Source organism: Azospirillum sp. VT-I1, from assembly GCF_055698305.1.
The window spans coordinates 103,258-124,974 of record NZ_CP168803.1; the positions used below are offsets into that span (position 1 = coordinate 103,258).

Here is a 21,717-nt window from a genome sequence, read left to right on the forward strand (position 1 = left end):
TGGTTCCGCGCGCTGCAAGGCCGGCCATGCGGCGCCGACCGGCGCGCAGGACCGCACACGGCATATCCACGCGGCATTTCACATTTATTCATGTGTCTACGGCTTTTGGTTTCGCCGGTCAAGCGGGCCACAGCCATTCGGAAGGGGTTGGCAACGGATATTGTATGAAACCAGTATCAGTAATCCCACGAATAGTAGGGCTGCGCTTTCCACTGGCGTGACCGGGCCGGTTGGGGCCATCCTCCCGGCAAAGCCGGAGATCGATTTTCCGCAGGATCGTCCGGCTCCGAGAACCAGGGAGACAGAGCATCGTGACAGCGCCCTTCATTCTCTACGGCAATGTGAATTCCCAGCCCGCGACCCGCGTGGCGCTGTTCTTCCGGCTGGCCGGCATCCCGTTCCAGTACCGGCATGTCGATCTGCGCAGCGGCCAGCAGAAGTCGCCGGAATACCAGGCGATCAACCGCTTCGGCCGGGTGCCGACGCTGGTGCATGGCGACCGCTCGATCTCCGAATCCAGCGTGATCCTGACCTATCTGGCCGAGCAGACCGGCCGGTTCGGCGGCCGCGACGAGATCGAGAAGCTGCGCATCGCCGAATGGCTGAGCTGGCTGGCCGACGTGCTTCTGCCGGTCCAGCGCGCCCGCGCCGTGCGCAAGTTCAACGGCGACGCCAACGCCCTGCCCTGGATCGACAGTTCCGCGGCCAGCGGCATGAAGCTGTTCGACGACCATCTGGCCGGCCATGACTTCATCCAGAGCGAGCGGCTGACCATCGCCGACATCTTCGCCTTCCCCTGGATCGACCTTCTGAACGAATCCGCCATCGAGGCGAAGGACTACCCCAACGTCCAGGCCTGGGCCGACCGCATCCGCGCACAGCCGGGCTACAGGCCGCAGTATGAGCTGATGCCCTCGGCGGATGCGGAGTGCTGAAGGATCGGATCCCGGCTGACCCGGTACCGCCGCCTGAACCGGACGACGGTTACCAGGGCAACGGGTTGACGTGGTGATCCGGAGCGGCAGGCCCTCGATCCCGTCGAGGTGCCTGCTGCCGGACTGATCCCGTCCCGGTTTGGTGACCCCGGTGTGGGGATGTTGGGCGGTTTGCGCGAATCACGCCGCTGGAAGGGTTCGTCACCGGATCAGTTCAGTCTGGCTCCGCCAGACATCTGATGTGCGCCCTACCGTTTGGGAGCACCTGACCGAAGCCACGACACGACCACGATACCGACCGCCAGCGCGGTGGCAATCGTAGCAGGTCCCCAGAAATTGAGCGGACTTCCGAGCTTCTCCAGGTCAAGCTGGAGGATCGTCGCTACGGTGGTGGCCGGCACGGCGAGGGACGCGATGGCCGTCAGCGCCGTCAGGATCGCCGATTCCCGTCGCTGGCCCATGAGCTGCTCGACCTTGTCCCGTTCGGCGATGTCGCGGTTGATTGTCGACGCCAGCTCCTCCACGGCCGCCCGATCCATGAAGAAGCGGTACAGCCGATCCCCGATCGGGTAGGTGGACGCCTTCGGCGGCATGTAGATCCGGCGGAACTCGGCCAGCTCACGGCGAAGGTCGAGACCCTCGCTGCCGATGCCGGCGTCGGGGAGGCCGGCAAGCCGCTCCATGAAATCCCACAATCGGACCTGCTGATGCGCCGTCAGCACGACCAGCAGATGGTAGTAGCGGTCGATGTTGACCGTCAGCGGCGTTTCGCCTGCGGCATAGAACAGCGTGCGGGCGCCGTGCTGGCCGACCAGCCAGTTCCGCCAGACCGCCATGGTGTTCCCGACCAGCCGATCCCGTTCCGGCGCCGCAAGGGTGTAGTCCGGGCGTGCAGGCGGAAGTCCGGCAAGCAGGGCCGCCGTCAAGGCGTCGGGCTCGACACCGTCCGCGGCGTCCCGCGTCACCATCAGGATCAGGGGCACGTCATGGCCGAACCAGTCCAGTTCCTCCGCCGGTTCCACGCCCATCGGCAGCAGCCGGCGCACGACACCGCTCAGCGGCATCACGCCGTCGCCGACGTGCCAGTCCGGAAGATGTTCGGATACGGTTCGCGGAATCCAGGCCGGCAGGGCGCGGTTGAAGCGCAGCACCTCGTCGGCCGTCAACAGCCCGGCAACTTCGACGCGGAGCAACAGGAATCCCCAATCGTCCAGCGCCAGCAGATCGGCAATCCGCAGGGCCGCCGACTTGTCCCCACAGCGCAACTTCGTCGGCGGCACCGCTTCCATTCTCCAGCGCCGCCCATGGTCGAGGCCCAACCTGCGGCGCAGCCCGCCGAGGAAGAAGCGCGCCTGATCGTCCGGAGTGCCCCATATCGGGCCGGCCGCACCGTCGGCGAGGCCGGTCCAGCCGGCCGGCGGTGCGGCGGCTCCAGCCGGAAGCCCGGTCCGGACGGGCACGAGCAGCCAGGCGGCGAGGCGGAACCGCGCCTCCTCGGGCAGGGAATCGGCAATGGTCATGAGTCGATCAGCTCCACCTCGTCGAGATGCCGGAGAACCTGTCCGTCCCCATGGCGTTCGGCCAGAACCCGAACCCGTCCGGGCTCGTAGCCGGCGGCCTCCAGGGCATCGCACATGTCGGCCCCCACAGTCGCGGCACGCTTGGCGCGCGGCGTGGCATACCAGCGATCGGCCGCCTCACCGGCGATGCGCAGGGCGCGGGCATCGCGGCACAGCGCAGGCTCGTCCGTTGAAAGATACATGCAGGCCCCGTCCAACATGTCACGGCGGCGGTCGTCCGGTCCGGTGGCCCGGAACTCCCAGATGGGAAGCGCAGGCTGATCCGGCGTGCCGAGGCGGGAGAGCCAGGACCGGCCCTGAAGGGTCAACGGCTTCGGCGGCGCCAGAGCCGTCACCCGCGCCTCGATGCCGCGCCGCTCGGAAACGGACGGCGCGCCCTCCAGGGCGACGCCATGCGCGGCAAGGGCTTGGGCCAGCCGATCCCTTGCGTCGTGGCTCTGAGCCAGCGCGATGTCCACCTCCGGGACCAGCAGGTCGAGCATGCCATCCAGGGCGAGAGCGGTGGCGGAGCCCAGGCGGAGTTCCCCCATCCAGCCGCCTCCGGGGTCCGCCGCCAGCACGAGGCCGCCCTCGACGAATCTGCCGATGCCGTCGCCCACCGAATTGATGGCGACGGCCTCGTCCGGAATGCCGAAGCGGGCCAGGGCTTCGCGTCCGCCTTCGTTCCGCATCGCGTCCAGCGGCAACGACAGGATCCGGTTCGGAACTCCGTCCCGCGGTTCCAGGAAGCGCCGCCCGAAAAGGTTCGACGCGGCCTTCTCCGGCGCAAGCCGGGGAAGATCGTGCACCTCGCGCGGCAGCAGATGTCCGGTCAATCCACAGACGAGCAGCGCCCGCTCGACATCCTTGACCAGCGCGCCTTCGCGCAGCGACAGGTCCCCGAGTTCCGTCGTCCGCAGCTCCGTGCCGGCAGCGTCAATGAGCCCCAGCCCTTCCAGCCGGTCGAGGAGCTGACCCGCGAACCGTTCCCGCACCGCCAGCAGCGCGTGGAGATCTTCCGTCCGGTCGATGCCGGCGGCGATGACGGCGAGGAACGCCAGTTCGATCTCCGACATGTCCCCCCGCGAGCGCTCGCGGAGAACGACCTGGACCTCGATCACCGGGTACAGGACCCGGCCGATCAGAAGCGGACGGGCTCCGGCGGCGACGGCGGGAACGACGAAGCGGTCGAAGGGGATGAATCGCCTTGGCTGCATGCGTGACCTACTCGCCCGTCAGGGTACGGGCATCGATGAACTGTCCGTGCCTGCGCGCGTGCGTGCGCAGCCCTTCCATTGCCGAGCGGAAGGCTTCCTCCTTCGCCACGGGGTCTTTCCGCCGCCTCGTCATCGTCGCCATGTCGGCGATCAGCACGAGCTGATGCCTGGTCCGCGTCATCGCCACGTTGAGACGGCGCCAGTCGGACAGGAAGCCGATGACGCCGGCCGGGTTCGCCCTGGTCAGCGTCACGATGATCAGCTTGCGCTCCTGTCCCTGGAAGCTGTCGACGCTGGCCACCACGTCGCGGGCCGGCAAGGTCAGTTCGGCGATCGGCCCTCCGCCGGCCCGTGCCTGGTCGAGCGCGCGGCGGATCTCCTCGACGTGGCTCTTGTACGGCGCGATGATGCCGACCTCGCCATCCATGGCGACGTCCGGTCTTTCCGCCAGAACCCGGTCCAGCAGCGAGACGGCCAGCTCCGTTTCCAGACGATTGCCGAGCACCTCCGTCCTGGCGCCGGCCCGTCGGGAGCTTTCGCCGCGGCGCGGGTGCAGGCTGGTGTCGACCAGCACCAGCGGCGAGGTGAAGGCACCGCACAGCGGTGTCGCCGCCATGCCGGGACCGGCATGATAGCGGCCCTCGTAGAAGCTGGACGAGATGAAGTCGCTGATGACGGCGGGACAGCGGAACTGGGTGTCCAGAACCGCCTTGCGGTCGTCCGGCACGCGCCCCCACAGATGCTCGAACCAGCTTACGTTCATGAGCCCGTCGTCCTCGACGTAGCGGGCCGTCAGGGCGTCGCGGAATTCCGGCTTGACGATGGGCGGCAGCTGCTTGTGGTCGCCCACCAAAATCGCCTTCGGCGCGCGCGACAGGGGCACGATCAGATCCTGGACCTGGATCTGTCCCGACTCGTCGGCGATCACAACGTCGAACTGCACGTCACGGAAGGCGGCGCTGGTATGGATTCCGATGCAGGTCGCCCCCACCACGTCGACGTCGGCGATGAGCTGGGGATAGAGGGTTTCCTGCCGGCTCTCGGCGACGGCGTTCTGCCAGCGCCCGACCAGCAGGCGGAGATCGGCAAGGCGTCGCGCATCCTCCAGCAGCCGCTCCCGCGCGCCGAACCGCAGCGCCTCGACGTTCAGCGTCTCCCAGGGGCGAAAGCGGGGCGGCAAGGACGAGTCCGGGATGGGCGGCAGCTGCGAGCGGAACCGGGCGCGCGCCGACGCGGCTTGACCGGCCAGCGCGTCGACATCGGCCTGCAGGTTGCCCAGCCGCGACTGCGCCGCGGCCACGGCCTGGTCGGCCAAGCGCTTGCGCTCTTCCGCAGCCGAAAGCGACTTGGTGGCGAACAGTTCCTTCATAGTGGCCCAGAGTCCGCCGACGCGGGCGAAGGGCGCACGCCAGCCGCCGGCGGAGGCGGCCTCCTGCTGCCGGACCAGAAGGTCGTTCAGAGCCTTGCGCTGCTCTTCGTACTCGGTGCCGGCCGCAGCCGCGGTCTCCCTGGCCTGCCGAAGGTCGGCGCCGATCCGGGACAACGCCGAACGGGCGTCTTCCTGCCTGCGTTCCACAGCTGCCAGTTCCGCAAGCGCGGTGTTCTGCCGCGCGATGGCAGCCGGCGCCTGTTCGGCCCAGGCTGCCGCCGCATCGAGGTCGGCAAGGACCGTCTCGACATCGGTCAGCAGCCGCTTCTGCAAGGTCGCCGCGCAATTGTCGATCAGAAAGGGCTGGACCGCGGTCGAGACCTTGTGTTCCTGCCCGAGGCGAACGCAGGTGGTGGCGGGATCGCGCGCGAGGCGCTCCAGCACATTGTCGACCGCCTTGTTGTTCTGCGACGTGACGAGAATGCGCTTGCCCTCGGCCACCAGATGCCTGACCCAGGCGAGAATGACCGTGGTCTTGCCGGTCCCCGGCGGTCCGAGCACGAGGAAGACGTCCGGGCTGCCGGCGGCCCGGTTCATCGCCTCCTGCTGCGACGGCATGGGCGTCGCGCTGGGAGGCGGTTCGACCGCGGGAGCGTGGAAGGAAGGAAACGGGTGCTCTCCCCCAACAGGGGAAGGAGCCAGCGGTTCGCCGCCTGCCCCGTGGCCAGACGGTCGATGACCTGTTCCCGGACCCGCCTGAGGACCGGCGGATTGGCGAGGCGCAGTTCCCCCGTCGCAGGGAGCGCCGCCGCATCGATCTGGCGCGGCACCGAGACGATGATCTCGCCCGCTCCGGCATCCAGATCCCGCACCTGCATCTGCAGCGTATCGCCGCTCGCCATGTCCATGCGTTCCAGCATGGCGGCCTTCCGCTCGATCAGCCGGCGGTGGTCGGCTTCCGGCAGGGTCAGGCGGAACTGTTGCTGGACATTTCCACGATGCGCTTCGGCCCGCCGCGCCACATACTGGAAGGGCGGCTCGGCCCTGAGTTCCTCATCCTCCAGCTCGTGGGCAATGTCCGTCACCTGGCGGAGAAGGTCGGCCGCCCATGCCACTCCCGATTCCCCGATTTCGGCGTCGAACCCGGCCTCGCCTTCGCCATCGCCGTCCTCGTCAACCGTACCGCCGCCGGCGGAGGCCGGAGGGGCATTGAGGATCCAGCGGACATAGTCGCCCGACCGGTAGGCGTCGGCACGCTCCTCGAACCGCTGGCGCAACGCGGTGCCGCTCACCAGCTCGACACCCTGCACCCGTACCCGCCCGCCGGCTGCCAGGATGCCGGACTTGTCACCGCCCAGGGCCGGCTTCACGCCGGCCTTGGTGAGGATCAGCTTCGGCGCTTCCCCGTCGGGCACCCAGGCGGAGATGAGAAGGCGTCCGGTGAGGATGTCGACGAAGGTGCGGCCACCCTCGCGGGCGGGCCGGCAGCGCACGCAGCACGTCGTCGCCTGCGCAAGTTCCGCGGCAAGCTGGTCGAGGCTGGGAACGGTCGCGCCCGGCCAGCGCCCGCGGAAATCGGCGGCGTTGCGCGGCAGCAGGATGGGGAGAGCGCCCGGAAGCGTCACCAGCGATGCAGGATCCCAGAAGGACAGCCGGTCGGCAGTCATGACCGGGCTCCGGCCAGCTGCGCCTTCAACTCCTGCGCGGAACGCGGCCTCCGATCCGGACGATAGGCGAGCGCCCGCAGAATGACGGCCTCCAACGCGGGTGTGACGCCGGGCGCGAGCGCACACAAGGTTCCGGGGCCGACGCCGGACCACCCGTCGCCGTCGCCGAAATAGCGGAATTCCTGACCCGTCATCAGCCACCAGGCGATAGCACCGACGGCGAACAGGTCGGTCCGCTGGTCGAGGGGGAAGTCCGGCCGGTCGGTCTGTTCAGGCGCGGCGTAGCCGGGCGTGCCCTCCAGACCGCCGCGGCGCTCCAGGGCGAGGCCGAAGTCGATCAGCGCCACGCCTTTGCGGGGATCGCGCGGATCGCGCAGCAGGATGTTCTGGGGCTTCAAGTCGCGATGGAGGTGCCGTGCGCGATGCACCCAGCTCAAGGCCTCGCAGATGTGCCGCAGGATCTCGACGCGCGCAGCGGCTTCGGCGGGTCCGCGGACCGGTGCCGCGGAAACCGCGCCGGACAGCGGCGTGCCATCCATCCAGTCCAGCAGCAGAAAGCCGAAGCCGTCCTTCTCGAAGTAGGCACGGTATCGCGGAAAGCGTTCCGGATGGTTGAGCTGGCGGTTGAGCGCCGCCATCTCCCGGCGGATCGCCCCTCCGTCGTTCCGCTCCAGGCTGAACTGCTTCAAGGCATAGGTGAGGCCGTCCAGGCTGCTGCGCACCTTGAAGAGCGCGCGGCCGGTGTCCGCCATGGGATAAACCTCGGCAAGGATGTCGAGGCGAAGGTCGAGACTGACCGTCAGCATGGTGTGTGTCCGGGTGCCCGCGCCATCGCCTCAGCTCCAGCCCGAGATCAGATCGACGAGGGCGCGGCCGGTCGGCCGTTGGATCGGGTCGGGAGACAGCAGCTGCTTGACGTCGGCCGCGGCGGACGGCGGCAGCGTCATGCCGGCGGCGACCTTCTCCCAGAAGCCCGGCTTGCCGCGCCGAACGGCGAGTTCCTGGAAATCGCGGAAGGGCAGCGTGCCGGCCAGCATGCGGATGGCCAGCGCACCCAGGCTGTAGCTGTCGGTCGCCGGCCCCAGGCTGCCGCCGACGAACACCTCGCGCGCCTGATACTGCTGGTCGAAGAGCCGCCGGGCGTCGACCAGCAGCGTCGCCACGCTGTCGAGCCGGGCGAGTTCGAAGCCGGTCAGCACGGGGCGTCCGTCGCGTACCCGCAAGCTCTTCGGCGTGATGCCGCGGTGGACGACGTCGGCTTCGGCGAGGAGCGCAAGCAGCTCGGCCAGATCCCGCAGGATCGCGAGCCGTTCGGCCCGCGGCGGGTCGCCGGCCAGCCACTGATCGAGGTCGGGTGCCTGCACGGCCTCGAGAATGACATAGTAGGCATCACCGTCCTCACCGTGCCCCAACAGGCGCTCGAGGCGGGGATCCTGCGGCAGTTCGCTGAGGATCTCCGCCTCCCGGCCAAGAGCGGCCAGTGCAGCGTCCCGGTCGCCGCGCATCAGGCTCTTGAGGCGGTAATGCTTCAGCAGAACGGGCTTGCCGCGGTTCGACCGTCCGGTGTGCAGCGCGTGGTATCCCGTCTCCTGGGCCGGCTTGCGGTCGAAGCTGTATGATCCGATGCGCCACGCTTCCGGATCCTCGGCCTCCTCCTCCTGCCCGGCGGCCAGCCGCCCGGCCACCTCTTCGATCTCCGCGGGCGAGAGAAGACGGACGCGGCCCCCTTTCGACTGGGTCCGGAACGGTTTGAGAAAGTCGGCGAGAAGCGCCGGGAAACGTGCGGTGCCGGCCACCATCACCTCGCCGGAGATCAGCGGCGCGGCATCGATCTGCCCGGAGGCGCGGACTCCGAAGACCTGGGCCCCGGGGTTGGTGAAGACCACCGCGGCCATCTTGCGCTGCCAGGGCTCCAGCGGCAGGTCCGGCACCCAACCGCTGATGTGGCGCAGCGCCTTCTTGAGCTTATACACCGGATTGGATTCCGGCTCGCGGCGGTGCGTCCGCATGCCGGCGCCGGATTCCAGCGGGATCTCGATCCGCCCCCAATGGTCCTTCAGTTCGAGGAGCACGAGGCCTTCGGGGATGACGAGCACGCCGTCGGCGAGATACGACGCGCGAGCGCGGTCCACGGTCATGCTGCCGAGGATGCGGAAACCCGGATAGCGGTTCGAGCGGAACAGCGCGTCCGCCAACTCCGCAAGACCGCGCCGCTCATGGTCGTGACCTTCCTGCACCCCGACGAAGGGGTCGTAGGGCCAGTGGTCGCGCTGGAAGTGCAGACGGCGCTCGAAAGGAAAGACGAGGAAGCTCCAGTCCGAATCCGTGCACACCCGCTCGCCGAGCGCACGCCAGTCCGCGTTGGTCGCCGATTCCCCATGCTGCGCGACCGCATGGGCAAGGCGTTGCGGATGCAGGCCATCCGTCGCCAGCACATGGAAGCCGTCCTTGGGCATCGGCAGGGTGCATGTAACGATGCGCGGAGCGCCATCCTGGCCGAGGGCGGAGAGCGGCTGGGTGGTCGCTTCGATGGCGAGCCGGGCGCGCTTTGGGTTGGAGGCGTCGACCAGCGCAAGGTTGCCGACCGTGGCGACCTCGTACCCGTCACCGACCGCCCGGACCAAGGCGGCGACGGCCATGAGCCGGGCCGTGCTGAAGCTCCGCAGGCGTTCGTGCATGCGGTCCAGGATTGCCTCGAGCGGGATGTCGCGGGTCTCCGAACCGAGCGACTCCAGCACCTCGACGCACATGTCCGCCGCCAGCTTCGGATAGGAGCATCCGGAAACGCCATCGATCACCGCGGCAAAGCCCTGATCGTGCCGAATGAACACGCGGTCGGCGGCATCGGGTGGAGGGGCGGCGGGAAGGAAATCCTTGAAGTGCAGCATGCAGCCAACGTTTGTTTAAGAACGGCTCTGCACAACCCCTATCATAAGTTGAAACAGCTCTCCAGATCGTTTCCACGCCAGAAATATGACGCTGCTCTGGCCGGCCCGAACGGGCTCACCCTGACGCGATTTTCCTGAGTCCTTCCGCAACTGGAACGGCGCATTCGTCCGCTTCTCCCGCTGGTCCAAGGGCGGCGTCTGGGTTCGACTGTTCGCCGCCATCCTGCTTGAACAGAACCATGAATGGGCGGTCCAGCGGGCGCGCTACATGACCCTGGAAACCACTGCCCCTTGCGCGATGATCTCGTCCTCACGTTGCCCGCTACGGCCGCGTGACTGTCCCGGCCAGACCTGCCGGAGACCAGATGAGCGCCCCAGCTCCACACCACGCCTCAGAACACGACCGGACCCGCAGCTTCCTGCACCAGATCCTTCATTGAAGGGGGTATGGGCATTGAAGGGGGTATGGGCAAAGCCGCGGACGCCCACCTCCTCCGCCTACTCCGCCTTCAGCCACGCGCCGACCGGCACCGGCCGGACCGGCGCCTGCGCGCGCAGGCGGCCGGCCTCTCCGGCCTGCGCCAGCCCGCCGGCGGCGGCGATCACCTCCGCCGCCGCGATCTGGCAATAGCGGCCCTGGCAGCGCCCCATTCCGGCCCGGCCCAGCGACTTCACCCGGTTGGCCTCCGCCCCGCCATGGAGCACCGTTTCGCGCACGGCGCCGGCGGTGATCCCCTCGCACCGGCACAGGACCGCCTCGTCCGGCAGGGCGCGCAGCCGGTCCGCCGGCCATGGGAAGGCGCGGGCAATGCCGCGGGCGAAGCGCTCCAGCCGGTCGAGCCGCTTCAGGTCCGCCGCGCCGTCGGGCGCCGGCCGGCCGAGGTCGGACAGGCAGGCGGCCGCGGCCAGACGCCCTGCGACCTCCGCCCCGTCCGCCCCCAGCAGGCGCAGGCCGTCGCCGGCCAGATAGACGCCGTTGCCGGCACGGCCCCTGCGGTCGGCACAGGGCAGCCACTGCGCCCATGTCGCGTCATAGGCGAAGCGGCAGCCGGCAAGGTCGGCGAGCTGGGTTTCGGCCTTCAGGTGCCAGCCCAGCCCGACCGCGTCGCACGCCGTCCGCCGCACCCGCCCGCCTGCGTCCTGCCAGCGGAGAGCGGTGACCCCGGTATCCGACGCCTCGATTTCCTCGAGAACGGCCCCGGCATGGTAGAGCCGCCCCAGCCGCGCCCGCATCGCCAGCCCTTGCAGGGCGAAGGACGGGCGGACGGCGAGGTCGGGAATGGCGGCGATCTGGCCGCGCATTCCGGCGGTGTCGAGGACCGCCGCGATCCCGGCCCCCGCCTTCAGCAGTTGCGTCGCCAGCAGGGTCAGCAGCGGCCCCGACCCGGCCAGCACGATCCGCCGCCCCATCGCGACGCCCTGGGCCTTGAGCGCGATCTGCATCGCGCCGAGGCTGTAGACGCCGGGCGCCTGCCACCCCGGCACGGGGGCGAGGCGGTCGGTCGCCCCGGTCGCCAGGATCAGCCGGTCGTAGCCGATCCGGCGGCAGCCGTCGTCCCCCACAGCATGCAGCGTCCCGTCGGCCAGCGCCACGACCGAATGGCGCGGCAGATGGACCGCCCGGCCGGCCGCGGCCAGCCCGTCGAAGGCGGCGTGCAGCGCCACCGCCTTGCCGGCCTGCGAGCCGTAGAGCGTCGCGGGGGTCGGGTGAAGCCGTCGGGCGGGCGGCGATAGATCTGCCCGCCGGCCCGGGCGCCCTCGTCGATCACCGTCGGGCGCAGTCCGGCCGCCGCCAGCGCCTCCGCCGCGCGGATGCCCGCCGGACCGGCGCCGACGATCACCACATGCGGTTCCGTCATGGCCAATCCTCCCGCGTTTGGGTCAGCAGCCGCATGCCGTCTGCCAGCGGGGTGGAACAGGCGCGCAGGCGCGGCCCCTGTTCCTGCCAGATCCAGCAATCCTGGCAGGCGCCCATCAGGCAGAAGCCGGCGCGCCGCTCCGGGCCGAATTCCGACTGCCGCAGCGACGCGGCGTTGGCCAGGATCGCTGTCAGCACCGTATCGCCCGCCAGGGCGGTGCGTTCCACCCCGTCCAGCAGGAAGCGGACCGGCGCCCTCCCCGTCTCGGCCAGCCTGACCAGCCGGCCCCCCGCCTCTTCACTCATTCCGCCGCCTCCCGGACCTCGGCCTTCGGGCGCGGCATCTCGGGGAAGCGGGCGTAGACCTCTTCCAGCGCCGCCGCCACCCCGTCGGCACCGGCGCGGCCGGCCATGCGGGCGAAGATCTCCGTCTTGGCGAAGAAGCGCCAATGGATCGGCAGGCCGTCCAGGGTCCGCGTCAGGAAATCATAGGCGTCCGGGGTCCATTGCCGCTCGTACCCCTCGCGTTCGGGGCCGAAATGGAAATGCGCGGTGGGCGGCTGCCGGCCGGCACGCAGGGTCCCGGTCGCCGCCTCGTCGAGCAGGCCGTCGCGGATGACGACGCCATACTCCCGCTCAGCCGCCTCGACGGAGACATAGCCGCGCGCCACGTCGCGGGCCACCCGCCATGCCTCGCGCGTGAAGGGATCGCCCCGCCCGCCGCCGCCGGCCGAGCGGATGTCCAGCACGTCGCCCGGCTGCAGCACCGCGGTGTCGATGTTGCCCAGCCGCCGTTCGCCCTGCGTGCCGGGATTGACCACCATGTCCGACAGCCCGGCCGCCCGGCCGCCCAGCACGCCCCAGGGGCGGAAGAATCCGCGGTCGCGGTTGCGCGCGGTGATGCGGGTGTCGGGGGAGAAGACGCGGAAGGCCATGTGCGTCGCCAGACCGCCGCGCCAGCGCCCTGCCCCGCCGCTGTCGGTCGCCAGCCCGTAGCGGACGAACTCCACCGGGGTTTCCATCTCGGTGATCTCGATCGGCGTGTTCTTCAGATAGGCGGCGTCGGCGCCCGACCCGTTGGTGCCGTCGCGGTGCGGCATGCCGCCGCCGCCGCCGACCACCGGGTTCACCGCGGCGATGATGCGGTTGCCCGTCCGCTCGTCGGTGGTCATCACGTTGACGATGCAGTTGTTGCCGGCGGGGGCCGCCGGAAGCCGCTCCGGCACCGCCTGGGAGAAGGCGCCGAAGATCACCGAGCGCAGGCGCGCGCAGGTCAGCGACCGCATGCCCACCGCCGCCGGGAAGGTCGGGTTCAGCACCGTCCCCTCCGGGGCGATGCAGGTGAAGGGCCGGGTCAGGCCGGTGTTCAGCAGGATCTTCGGGTTGAGGGTGTAGAGGACGTAATAGACCCCGACCAGCAGGATGGTGTGGCGCGGATCGCCGCCCGACGGTACGTTCAGCGAGGAGGCCAGCTGCGGGTCCGACCCGGTGAAGTCCAGGATCGCCTCGTCGCCCCGGATCGTCAGGGTCAGCTTCAGGCGGCAGGGGTTGGCGTTGACCGAATCCTCGTCGGCATAGTCGGCGAAGACCCATTGGCCGTCGGGCATGGCGCGCAGGATGTCGCGCGCCTGCGCCTCCGCATGGTCGAGCAGGGCGTCGACGCCGTCGAGGAAGGCGGCCTTGCCGAACTTCTCGACCATGGCGAGGATCTTGCGCTCCCCGGTGTTGAGCGCGCCGACCAGCGCCTTGATGTCGCCGATGTTCAGGTCGGGCTTGCGGACGTTGGCGGTCATGATCCGCAGGATCTGCTCGTCGAACACCCCTTCGCGGACCAGCTTCATCGGCGGGAAGCGGATGCCTTCCTGGTGGATTTCGGTCAGCGCCCGCGACAGCGAGGCCGGGACGGCGCCGCCCATGTCGGTGTTGTGGATGTGTCCGCCGGTCCAGGCGATGATCTCGTCCTCATAGAAGACCGGCTTCCACAGGTGGGTGTCGGGGGCGTGCGTCGCCACGAAGCCGGAATAGGGATCGTTGGTGAAGGCGACGTCGCCGGGCCGGTAATCCTCGATCATATCGATGGCGCGGCCATAGGTCAGGCCCGGATACCAGGTCGCCCCCAGTTCCATCGGCACGCCGAAGGTCTCGCCCCGGCGGTTCAGCAGCATGACGGTGAAATCCTCCGTCTCCTTGACGAAGGCGGAATGGGCGGTGCGCTGCAGCGTGTGGGCCATGTTCTCGGCCGCCGAGCGCGCGTGGTTCGCCAGAACCTGAAGCTTCATCTTATCGAAAGCAGGGCGGTCAAACACGGCGATCACTCCGCAAAGGTCAGGTGGAGGTTGAGGTGCGCGTCCACGCGCGCATCGGTCCCGGCCGGAATGGCGAAGGTGGTGTCCTCCTGCGCCACGATGGCCGGCCCCTGGAACTGCGCCCCGGCCTGCAAATCCGCACGCCGGTACAGCCCGACCGGGGTCACGGCGCCGCCGGTGAAGACCGGGACGGTGCGCTCCGCCGACACGGCGCGCGGCTCCTCCTGCGCCGTCGGGAACTGCAGCGCCGGGCCGTTGCCGATGGCCGACAGGCGCAGGTTGACGATCTCGATCCGCCCGTCCGGGTCATGAAAGTCGTAGAGCCGGGCGTGCGCCGCATGGAAGGCGTCGGCGATTGGGCCGGGATCGTCGCCGTCCAGCCAGGAGGGGTTCAGCGGCGTCTCGATCTCATAGCTCTGGCCGGCATAGCGCATGTCGGCGACGACCATCAGTTCGACGGCGCCGGAGTGGCCCTGCGCGGCGAGCCAGTCGCGCCCTTCCCTGCCCATGGCGGCGAAGGCGTCGCGCAGCGTCGGCATCAGGCCGGGGGACAGCTCGGCGAACAGGGTGCGGACGAAGTCGCCGCGCAGGTCGGCGACCAGCCCGCCCAGCGCCGACACCACGCCCGGCCAGCGCGGTGCCACGACGCGCGGCATGCCCAGCTCGCGCGCCAGGAACACCCCCAGCATCGGACCGCCGCCGCCGAAGGGCATCAGCGCGAAGTCGCGCACATCGACGCCGGCGCGCGCGGCCATCTTCTCGACCTCCGCGAACATCTCCGACACAGCGACGTCGAGGATGGCCTGGGCGGTGGCCTCAACCGAACGGCCCAGCCGGTCGGCCAGCCGCCCCACCGCGGCGCGGGCAAGGCCGGCGTCCATCCGCAGCTGCCCGTAGGCCATCTGGCTGTGGCCGAGCCAGCCGCAGACCACCATGGCGTCGGTCACCGTCGCCCAGTCGCCGCCGCGGCCGTAGCAGGCCGGACCCGGCGTCGATCCGGCGGATTCGGGGCCGACGCGCAGCACCCCCTGCCCATCCACGCCGGCGATGGACCCGCCGCCGATGCCGATGGAGCTGACGGACACCGACGGGATGTGCAGCGGAAACTCGCCGATCATCTCGCCGACGCCGAACTGGGCCTGACCATCGATGATGAGGGCGAAATCGGCCGAAGTCCCGCCGATGTCCAGCGTCAGGATGCGCGGCTCCCCCGCCTGCCGGGCCAGCCATGCGGCGCCGTTGACGCCGGAGGCGGCACCCGACAGCAGCATGTGGACGCAGGCCCGCTTACCCTCCGCCGCGTTCATCACGCCGCCGTTGGACTTGGTCAGCAGCGGACGGGCGGGCACCTCGCGCCCGGCCAGACGCTGCTCCAGCGCCGACAGGTAGCCGGAGATGCGGGGATGGACATAGGCGTTGAGGATCGCGGTCGTCGTCCGCTCATACTCGCGGATCACCGGCCAGACCTCGGCCGAGGTGAAGACGAACAGCTCGGGAGCCAGCCGGGCGACCTCGGCCTTGACGGCGCTTTCGTGGGCGTCGTCGCGCCAGGAATGCAGGAAGGAGACGACGACGCCCAAGGCACCCTTGGCCTTGAGGGCGGCGACGGCCTCGGCGACGGCCGCCATGTCGGGGGCCTGCCGCTCGGTGCCGTCGGACCGCAGGCGGGCGGGAATGCCGAAGACCATGTCGCGGGCGACCAACTGGTCCGGACGCGAGCAGAACAGCGAATAGGTGTCCGGCATGCGCAGCCGGGCGAGTTCGATCACATCCTCGAACCCCGCATTGGTCAGCAGCGCCAGCGGCGCGCCCTTGCGCTGGATGACCGTGTTCATGCCCACCGTCGTGCCGTGCACGAAGCGGGTGACGGCGCGCGGGTCCATCCCCTCGCGCTCGGCCAGCAGGGTCAACCCGGTCATCAGCTCCGCACCGGGATCGTCCGGCGTCGTCAGCACCTTCAGCGACGCCACCCGGCCCGACCGGGTATCCAGCGCGCAGAAATCGATGAAGGTTCCGCCAATGTCGACGCCGACCTTCCAATCGGCCCCACCCATGCCCCCGTCCATCTTCGCTCCCTTCCGCAAGTCAGCCTGTGCCGGGCGGAAAGCTGGCATGGCGGGGCGCAGGCGGTCTAAGACCCAATGAACGCAGAGGCATAAGGCCGACTTATGCACCGGGGCTCCAATGGCCCGGTCCATAGCCCGGCCTTATGGGATCATGGCCAACCCGTCTTTGACCCGTCCGCCGGCCGCGGGCAGCCTGCCCGATGGGGCGGAGCCGCATCCGCCCGGATGTGGGAGAGGTCGATGAAGGTTATCGTGCTGGGCGGCGGGTTGATGGGATCGGCCGCCGCCTTCTTCCTGGCCCGGCGCGGCCTGCGCGTCACGCTGCTGGAACGCAACCGCGTCGGCTCGGGCGCCACGGTGGCGTCCTTCGGCAACATCCGCCGCAGCGGGCGCTATCTGCCGCAATTGCCGCTCGCCCACCGGTCGCGGGCGCTGTGGGGCGAGGCGGAGCGGCTGCTGGGCCGCGACGTGGAGTTCCGCGCCACCGGCCATCTGCGGCTGGTGTTCGACGAGGACGGGCTGGCCGACATGCGCCGCTTCATCGCCGACGCGCGGCCCTGGGGGCTGGAGCTTGAGGAGCTGACGCCGCCGGAGATCCGCCGCCGCTTTCCCGGGCTGGGGCCGGGCGCCATCGCCGCCTCCTTCTCGCCGCAGGACGGCAGCGGCAACCCGCGCCTGATCGCCCCCGCCTTCGCCGACGCCGCCCGCCGCCTGGGCGCCGAGATCGTCGAGGAGTGCGGCCCGGTGGAGGTGTCGGCGACCGGTTCCGGGTTCGAGGCGGTGACGCAGCGGGGCCGCTTCACGGCGGACTGCCTGCTGAACGCCGCCGGCGCCTGGGGAGCCCGCGTCGCCGCCGGCTTCGGCGAAGCGGTGCCGATGTCGGCATACGGGCCGCAGATGGGCGTCACCGAACCGCTGCCGCACCGGATCCTGCCGGTGGTCGGCATGTGGTCGCGGGCGGGCGGGGACGGCTATCTGCGTCAGGTGGAGCGCGGCAACATCGTCTTCGGCGGTGCGGCCGAGCGCGTGCCCGTGGCGCTCGATCCCGGCCACGCCAGGGCGGACCCGGCGCGGCTGCCCGGGCAGTTGCGGGGGCTGATCCGGCTGCTGCCGGCCATCGCCGACGTCGCGGTGATCCGCACCTGGTCGGGCTGCGAGGGCTATGTCGCCGACAAACTGCCGGTGATGGGACCGTCGGCGACGACGCCCGGCCTGTTCCACGCCTTCGGCTTCAGCGGCCACGGGTTCCAGCTCGGCCCCGGCGTCGGCGACGTGATGGCGGAGATCATCGCCACCGGGCGCACCGAAACGCCGCTGCATGATTTCCGCATCGACCGTTTCCAGGCCGCCGCCCAGCCGGCCGGCCTGGAAGCGGGACTGTCCTGACCGCGCCGCCTGGTCCCAAGCAGTGCGGCCCGCTAACTTGCGGGCCGCAGCGCTTCCGACCGGGCGGCGTACCGGGCGGAGACGGGGACCACCAGGGCCGACAGCGCGATCACGACCGCTCCGGCAAGGCTGAGCGGGGACGGCAGCAGGCCGAAGATCAGCGCGTCGAGGATCAGCGCCCACAGCATGGCGGTGTAGTCGAACGGCGCCTGGGTGGAGACCGGGGCGCGGGCCATCGCCTCGGTCATGGCGATGTGCGCCAAGCCGCCGGAGATGCCAGCGCCGATGAGATAGGCCAGCGAAAGCCCCGTCGGGTTGATCCAGCCGAACGGCCAGCTCGCAAGACCGCCGACCGCACAGAGCAGGGCGAAGTAGAAGGCGATGGTCCCCGGCGCCTCGGTCGCGGTCAGCGTCTTGATCTCGACCCGTCCCGCGGCGGTCGCGACCGCCATGGCCAGCCCGGCCGCCACCCCGATGATGGTGTCGTGATCCAGCTTCGGCCCGTCGAAGGCGGGGGCCAGCATCAGGACCACCCCGGCGAAGCCGGTCAGCGCCGCGCCGATGGCCACCGCGCCCGGCCGTTCCCGCAGGAACAGCATGGCCGCCGGCACCGCGAGCAGCGGAGCCAGGAATCCCAGCGCCGTCGCCAGGGCCAGCGGCAGATAGGCCAGCGAAACGAAGGAGAACACCATCGCGGCGCCGCCATACAGGTTGCGCTTCAGATGCCCCACCGGCTGCCGCGTCTTCAGTGCCTTGGGGAATTGCCGGCGCCACATCAGATAGGCGACGATGGGCAGCAACGCGAAGGCGCTGCGGTAGAAGATGATCTGTCCGATCGGCGCCTCGACGGTGGCCAGCCGGACGAACAGCGACATCACCACGAACAGTCCGGCCGACACCAGCCGCAGCATCACCCCGCCGCGGACGCCGGGCGGGGGTGGAGGGGGAGATGGTTCGGGCACGGGGTCGGCGTGAGAGCCGGCGGAGGAGTCCGGCGTCTGTCCCGGCATTTTCGGCGCATCCTTTTCATGAAGCCGGCTTTTCATGCAGCCGGTTGCGGCTCAACCCAGGGCATGGGTGGCGAGTGCGTAGGTGACGGGGCGGTCCGGCCCCCGCCTCGCCGGGTCTGTCAACGGCGCCCCCAGCGACATGGTCAGGACCGTATCGAAGATCCGCATGCCCGAGCGGGCGACGAACAGCGGGAAGATCCCTTCGTCCAGATGGGTGTCCAGGCGAAGGAAACGGCCGTCATGCTCATCCACATGCGGACGGATCACGGCGACCGCGTCCTCGTCCAGCCCGGCGACCACCGGACCGACGACATGGCCGCGGCCGAAGGGCCGGCAGAGGGCGAAGGCGGCCAGCGTGCCGTCGCGTTCCAGGCCGTAGCCGACCGACTGCTCGAACAGCCGCGCGATCAGCCCGGCGCGCGAGGTTCCGAAGGCGCGTTCGTCGAGCGCCGTCACAGCCGCCAGATCGGCCGCCTCCAGCCGCCGCACCGGCTCCGCGGAGAGGGGCCCGTCGCTGCGCCGGGCCTGGCCCTGGCACTGGAACACGGTCCGGTGACCGATGAAACCGAGAGAGCGGTACAGCGCCAGCGCCGCACGCGTGGCGTTGAGCCGGTAGGTCCGCCCCGCCGACGCCGACAGCACCCGCTTCATCAGCCATTCGCCGACGCCCAGCGACTGCAGCCGGGGCGAGGTCATGACCATGCCGATGGTCGCGAAATCGTCGCCATGGGGAAACCACATCGCCGATCCAAGGACGCGGTCGATCTCGTCGAGCGCGACGAAGCCGTGCCCGACCTCGCGCGCGAACTGCCAGTCCTCAGCACGGTGCGGCCAGCCGACCGAGATCGACAACGCCTGCAGGCGTTCCAGATCGATGTCCGCGACATCGGCCATCCGCACGTCGAAGGCGTCGACCGTCAGGGAGGGCGGTAACGCACCGTCCCCGGTTCCTTCCGCAACGCTCAAAGCTTCCTCCTCCCCGGAGTTTCCGAACCGTAAGGCGGTGCTCCTTTGGGTCAACCGACATGCCTGAGCCACCAACCGTCGCCTGAGACTAGCCGGACGCCCGCCGCACAAATCACCGCAAAGCGCCGGGTCCGCACAACAATCCTCCAAATCGCCCATGCATTCGGCATGGAATGGAGCCGGCGCCGGCTATGATCGTACCTGTCGCAGCCGCCAAGGCCGCCGCCCCTCTCCACACACAGCGACGATCCCGAACAGACTCCCTGCGCCCGTGGCGTGCAGCAAGGGAACGCAGCAAGGGACCCAGCAAGGGACAAGGTGAGCCCGTCATGACCGTGATCGACATCCTGAAGGATCTGATCGCCTTTCCCTCCGTCGTCGGAACCCCGAACGGCGCCATCGTCGACGGGATCCGCGGCATTCTGGAAGCGGCCGGCGCGCGCGTGCAGGTGCTGCCGGGGCCGGAGGGCGACCGGTTCAACTTGTTCGCCACCATCGGTCCGGCGATGGTTCCGGGCTATGTGCTGTCCGGCCACATGGACGTGGTTCCCGCCACCGAACCGGAATGGACCGGCGACCCGTTCCAGCTGCGCGCCGACGGCAACCGGCTGTATGGGCGCGGCACCTCCGACATGAAGGGCTTCATCGCGGCGGCGCTTGCGGCTTTGCCGGACCTGACCGCCGCCCCGCTGGCCCGGCCGATCCATTTCGCCTTCACCTATGACGAGGAGGCCGGCTGCCAGGGCGCGCCGCATCTTCTGCCGCACCTGCCCGCCCTGTGCGCGCCGCCGCTGGGCGTCATCGTCGGGGAGCCGAGCGGCCTGCGCGCCGTCCGCGCCCACAAGGGCAAGGCGGCGGCCCGGCTGACCGTGCGCGGACGCTCCGGCCATTCCTCCCGCCCCGACCGGGGGCTGAACGCCATCCATGCCATGGCCGAGGCGCTGACCGCCGCCGTCGCCCAGGCCGGCCGCCTCACCCAGGGCCCGTGGGATTCGGCCTTCGAGCCGCCCTACTCCTCGCTTCAGGTCGGCACCATCCAGGGCGGGCTTGCGGTGAACGTCATCCCCGACGCCTGCACCGCCGAGTTCGAGGCCCGCGCCATCGCCGGGATCGATCCCGCGACCCTGCTGGAGCCGGTTCGCGAGGCGGCGGAGCGGCTGGAGGAAAAGGGCTTCGCCGTGGATTGGACGCAGACTGGCGCCTATCCCGCCCTGTTCCTCGCCGCCCGCACGCCGCTGGCCCGCCTGCTGGAGGAGCTGACCGGACAGGAACCGCTGGCCGCCGTCAGCTATGGCACGGAGGCCGGCCTGTACCAGACCGCCGGGATCGACGCCATCATCTGCGGCCCCGGCGACATCGCGCGGGCGCACCGTCCCAACGAACACATCCTCGTCGAGGAACTGCAGGCCTGCCAGTCGATGATCGAGGCGCTGGGCCGGCGCTGCCGCCTCTGACCCGCAGCCCGCAACCGCATCGCATCGCATCGCATCGCATTGCATCGCCAAAGGGACGCACGGACGCACATGACCTTCCTGTTCAATTCCGATGCCACGCGCGGCGCGGTGTTCGCCGGGGCCTTCGCCGACGAGCTGCCCGACCTGCCCTTTTCGATGGACCCGGCCACCGTCGATCCCGATGCGGTGCGCTACCTGATCACCTGGACCATACCGGCCGACCTCGCCCGCTACCGCAATCTGGAGATCGTCTTTTCCATCGGCGCCGGGGTGGACCAGTTCACCATGACCGACCTGCCACCCTCGGTGAAGGTCGTGCGCATGGTGGAGGACGGCATCATCCGCATGATGCAGGAATACGCCACGCTCGCCGTGCTGACCCTGCACCGCCGGTTCCCGCACTATCGCGCCCAGCAGGCGGACCGCCTCTGGCGTCCCCTGCATCAGCCGCAAGCGGCGGAGCGGCGGGTCGGCGTGCTGGGGCTGGGCGTGCTGGGCCAGGCGGTGCTGGAGCGCCTCAAGCCCTTCGGCTTCCCGCTGTCGGGCTGGAGCCGCTCGCCCCGCCAAGTCGACGGCGTGACCTGCCACCACGGCGAGGGCGGCCTCGACGCGATGCTGGCCGAGACCGACATCCTGATCGTCCTGCTGCCGCTGACCCCGGACACCCGCGGCTTCCTGAACGCCGATCTGCTCGCCAAGCTGCCCCCCGGTGCCGGGCTGGTCCATACCGGGCGCGGGCCGCAGCTGGACCATGCGGCATTGCTGGAGGCGCTCGACACGGGCCGCCTGTCCGGAGCCGTGATCGACGTGACCGATCCGGAGCCGCTGCCGGCGGATCATCCCTTCTGGTCGCATCCGAACATCGTGCTGACCCCGCATGTCGCCAGCATCACCCAGCCGGACAGCGCCGCCCGGGCCGTCATCGCCAACCTCCGCCGGCATTTCGCCGGACAGGACCCGGTCGGCCTCATCGACCGGCAGCGCGGCTACTGACACCGCCATACCCGGCTCTTTCCCCTGCGGCACAGCCGCTCAC

Annotated in this window: 15 protein-coding genes and 2 pseudogenes; 5 read left to right on the top strand and 12 right to left on the bottom strand. The window is 70.1% G+C overall.

Annotated elements, in window-relative coordinates; translation table 11 throughout:
* The first annotated feature begins 311 nt into the window (after positions 1–311).
* On the top strand, positions 312–935 hold the full coding sequence (locus AB8P05_RS19290; protein ID WP_472760476.1) for a glutathione S-transferase family protein: 624 nt from the start codon (positions 312–314) through the stop codon (positions 933–935).
* A 248-nt stretch (positions 936–1,183) separates the two neighbouring features.
* Here the strand turns inward: AB8P05_RS19290 and AB8P05_RS19295 are convergent, their stop codons facing one another.
* From AB8P05_RS19295 to AB8P05_RS19320, 6 genes are read right to left on the bottom strand one after another with little or no spacing between them, the layout of a single operon-like run.
* Positions 1,184–2,455, bottom strand: coding sequence for a hypothetical protein (locus AB8P05_RS19295; protein WP_472760477.1), 1,272 nt, complete (start codon positions 2,453–2,455; stop codon positions 1,184–1,186).
* Complete coding sequence (locus tag AB8P05_RS19300) at positions 2,452–3,711, bottom strand: hypothetical protein (RefSeq protein WP_472760478.1); 1,260 nt, start codon at positions 3,709–3,711, stop codon at positions 2,452–2,454. Before AB8P05_RS19300 ends, AB8P05_RS19295 begins: the two co-directional genes overlap by 4 nt.
* Positions 3,712–3,718: 7 nt before the next feature.
* On the bottom strand, positions 3,719–5,698 hold the full coding sequence (locus AB8P05_RS19305; protein WP_472760479.1) for a DEAD/DEAH box helicase: 1,980 nt from the start codon (positions 5,696–5,698) through the stop codon (positions 3,719–3,721).
* Positions 5,674–6,747, bottom strand: coding sequence for a hypothetical protein (locus tag AB8P05_RS19310; RefSeq protein WP_472760480.1), 1,074 nt, complete (start codon positions 6,745–6,747; stop codon positions 5,674–5,676). The genes AB8P05_RS19305 and AB8P05_RS19310 overlap by 25 nt, the downstream gene beginning before the upstream one ends.
* A complete protein-coding gene (locus tag AB8P05_RS19315) occupies positions 6,744–7,553 on the bottom strand; it encodes a serine/threonine-protein kinase (RefSeq protein WP_472760481.1) in 810 nt (269 codons plus the stop codon). The genes AB8P05_RS19310 and AB8P05_RS19315 overlap by 4 nt, the downstream gene beginning before the upstream one ends.
* A gap of 30 nt (positions 7,554–7,583) precedes the next feature.
* Positions 7,584–9,635 carry a protein kinase domain-containing protein gene (locus AB8P05_RS19320; RefSeq protein ID WP_472760482.1) on the bottom strand — a complete coding sequence of 684 codons (2,052 nt, stop codon included), beginning with the start codon at positions 9,633–9,635 and terminating at the stop codon, positions 7,584–7,586.
* 205 nt (positions 9,636–9,840) lie between these two features.
* Here AB8P05_RS19320 and AB8P05_RS19325 point away from each other — a divergent pair.
* A pseudogene (locus AB8P05_RS19325) lies at positions 9,841–9,971 on the top strand (IS256 family transposase); the annotation flags it as partial.
* A gap of 162 nt (positions 9,972–10,133) precedes the next feature.
* On the opposite strand, the pseudogene AB8P05_RS19330 reads toward AB8P05_RS19325, so the two are convergent.
* From AB8P05_RS19330 to AB8P05_RS19345, 4 genes and pseudogenes are all read right to left on the bottom strand, one after another.
* Positions 10,134–11,494 (bottom strand): annotated as a pseudogene (locus tag AB8P05_RS19330) (FAD-dependent oxidoreductase).
* A complete protein-coding gene (locus tag AB8P05_RS19335; RefSeq protein WP_472760483.1) occupies positions 11,491–11,799 on the bottom strand; it encodes a (2Fe-2S)-binding protein in 309 nt (102 codons plus the stop codon). The pseudogene AB8P05_RS19330 and the gene AB8P05_RS19335 overlap by 4 nt, the downstream one beginning before the upstream one ends.
* Positions 11,796–13,772 carry a hydantoinase B/oxoprolinase family protein gene (locus AB8P05_RS19340; RefSeq protein WP_472760484.1) on the bottom strand — a complete coding sequence of 659 codons (1,977 nt, stop codon included), beginning with the start codon at positions 13,770–13,772 and terminating at the stop codon, positions 11,796–11,798. The genes AB8P05_RS19335 and AB8P05_RS19340 overlap by 4 nt, the downstream gene beginning before the upstream one ends.
* Before the next feature lie 32 nt (positions 13,773–13,804).
* On the bottom strand, positions 13,805–15,853 hold the full coding sequence (locus AB8P05_RS19345; protein ID WP_472760485.1) for a hydantoinase/oxoprolinase family protein: 2,049 nt from the start codon (positions 15,851–15,853) through the stop codon (positions 13,805–13,807).
* Positions 15,854–16,105: 252 nt separating this feature from the next.
* On the opposite strand from AB8P05_RS19345, the gene AB8P05_RS19350 reads away from it, so the two are divergent.
* The gene (locus tag AB8P05_RS19350; protein WP_472760486.1) at positions 16,106–17,251 is read left to right on the top strand and encodes an NAD(P)/FAD-dependent oxidoreductase; all 1,146 of its coding nucleotides are present in this window, start codon (positions 16,106–16,108) and stop codon (positions 17,249–17,251) included.
* Positions 17,252–17,283: 32 nt separating this feature from the next.
* On the opposite strand, the gene AB8P05_RS19355 is transcribed toward AB8P05_RS19350, so the two are convergent.
* Positions 17,284–18,261 (bottom strand): DMT family transporter, encoded by a 978-nt coding sequence (locus AB8P05_RS19355; RefSeq protein WP_472760487.1) that lies wholly within the window; start codon positions 18,259–18,261, stop codon positions 17,284–17,286.
* Between the two features lie 51 nt (positions 18,262–18,312).
* Complete coding sequence (locus AB8P05_RS19360) at positions 18,313–19,155, bottom strand: GNAT family N-acetyltransferase (protein ID WP_472760699.1); 843 nt, start codon at positions 19,153–19,155, stop codon at positions 18,313–18,315.
* Between the two features lie 401 nt (positions 19,156–19,556).
* On the opposite strand from AB8P05_RS19360, the gene argE reads away from it, so the two are divergent.
* Together argE and AB8P05_RS19370 are read left to right on the top strand one after the other, a co-directional pair.
* Complete coding sequence (argE, locus tag AB8P05_RS19365; RefSeq protein ID WP_472760488.1) at positions 19,557–20,681, top strand: acetylornithine deacetylase; 1,125 nt, start codon at positions 19,557–19,559, stop codon at positions 20,679–20,681.
* A gap of 69 nt (positions 20,682–20,750) precedes the next feature.
* Positions 20,751–21,674 carry a 2-hydroxyacid dehydrogenase gene (locus AB8P05_RS19370; protein ID WP_472760489.1) on the top strand — a complete coding sequence of 308 codons (924 nt, stop codon included), beginning with the start codon at positions 20,751–20,753 and terminating at the stop codon, positions 21,672–21,674.
* Positions 21,675–21,717: the final 43 nt, after the last annotated feature.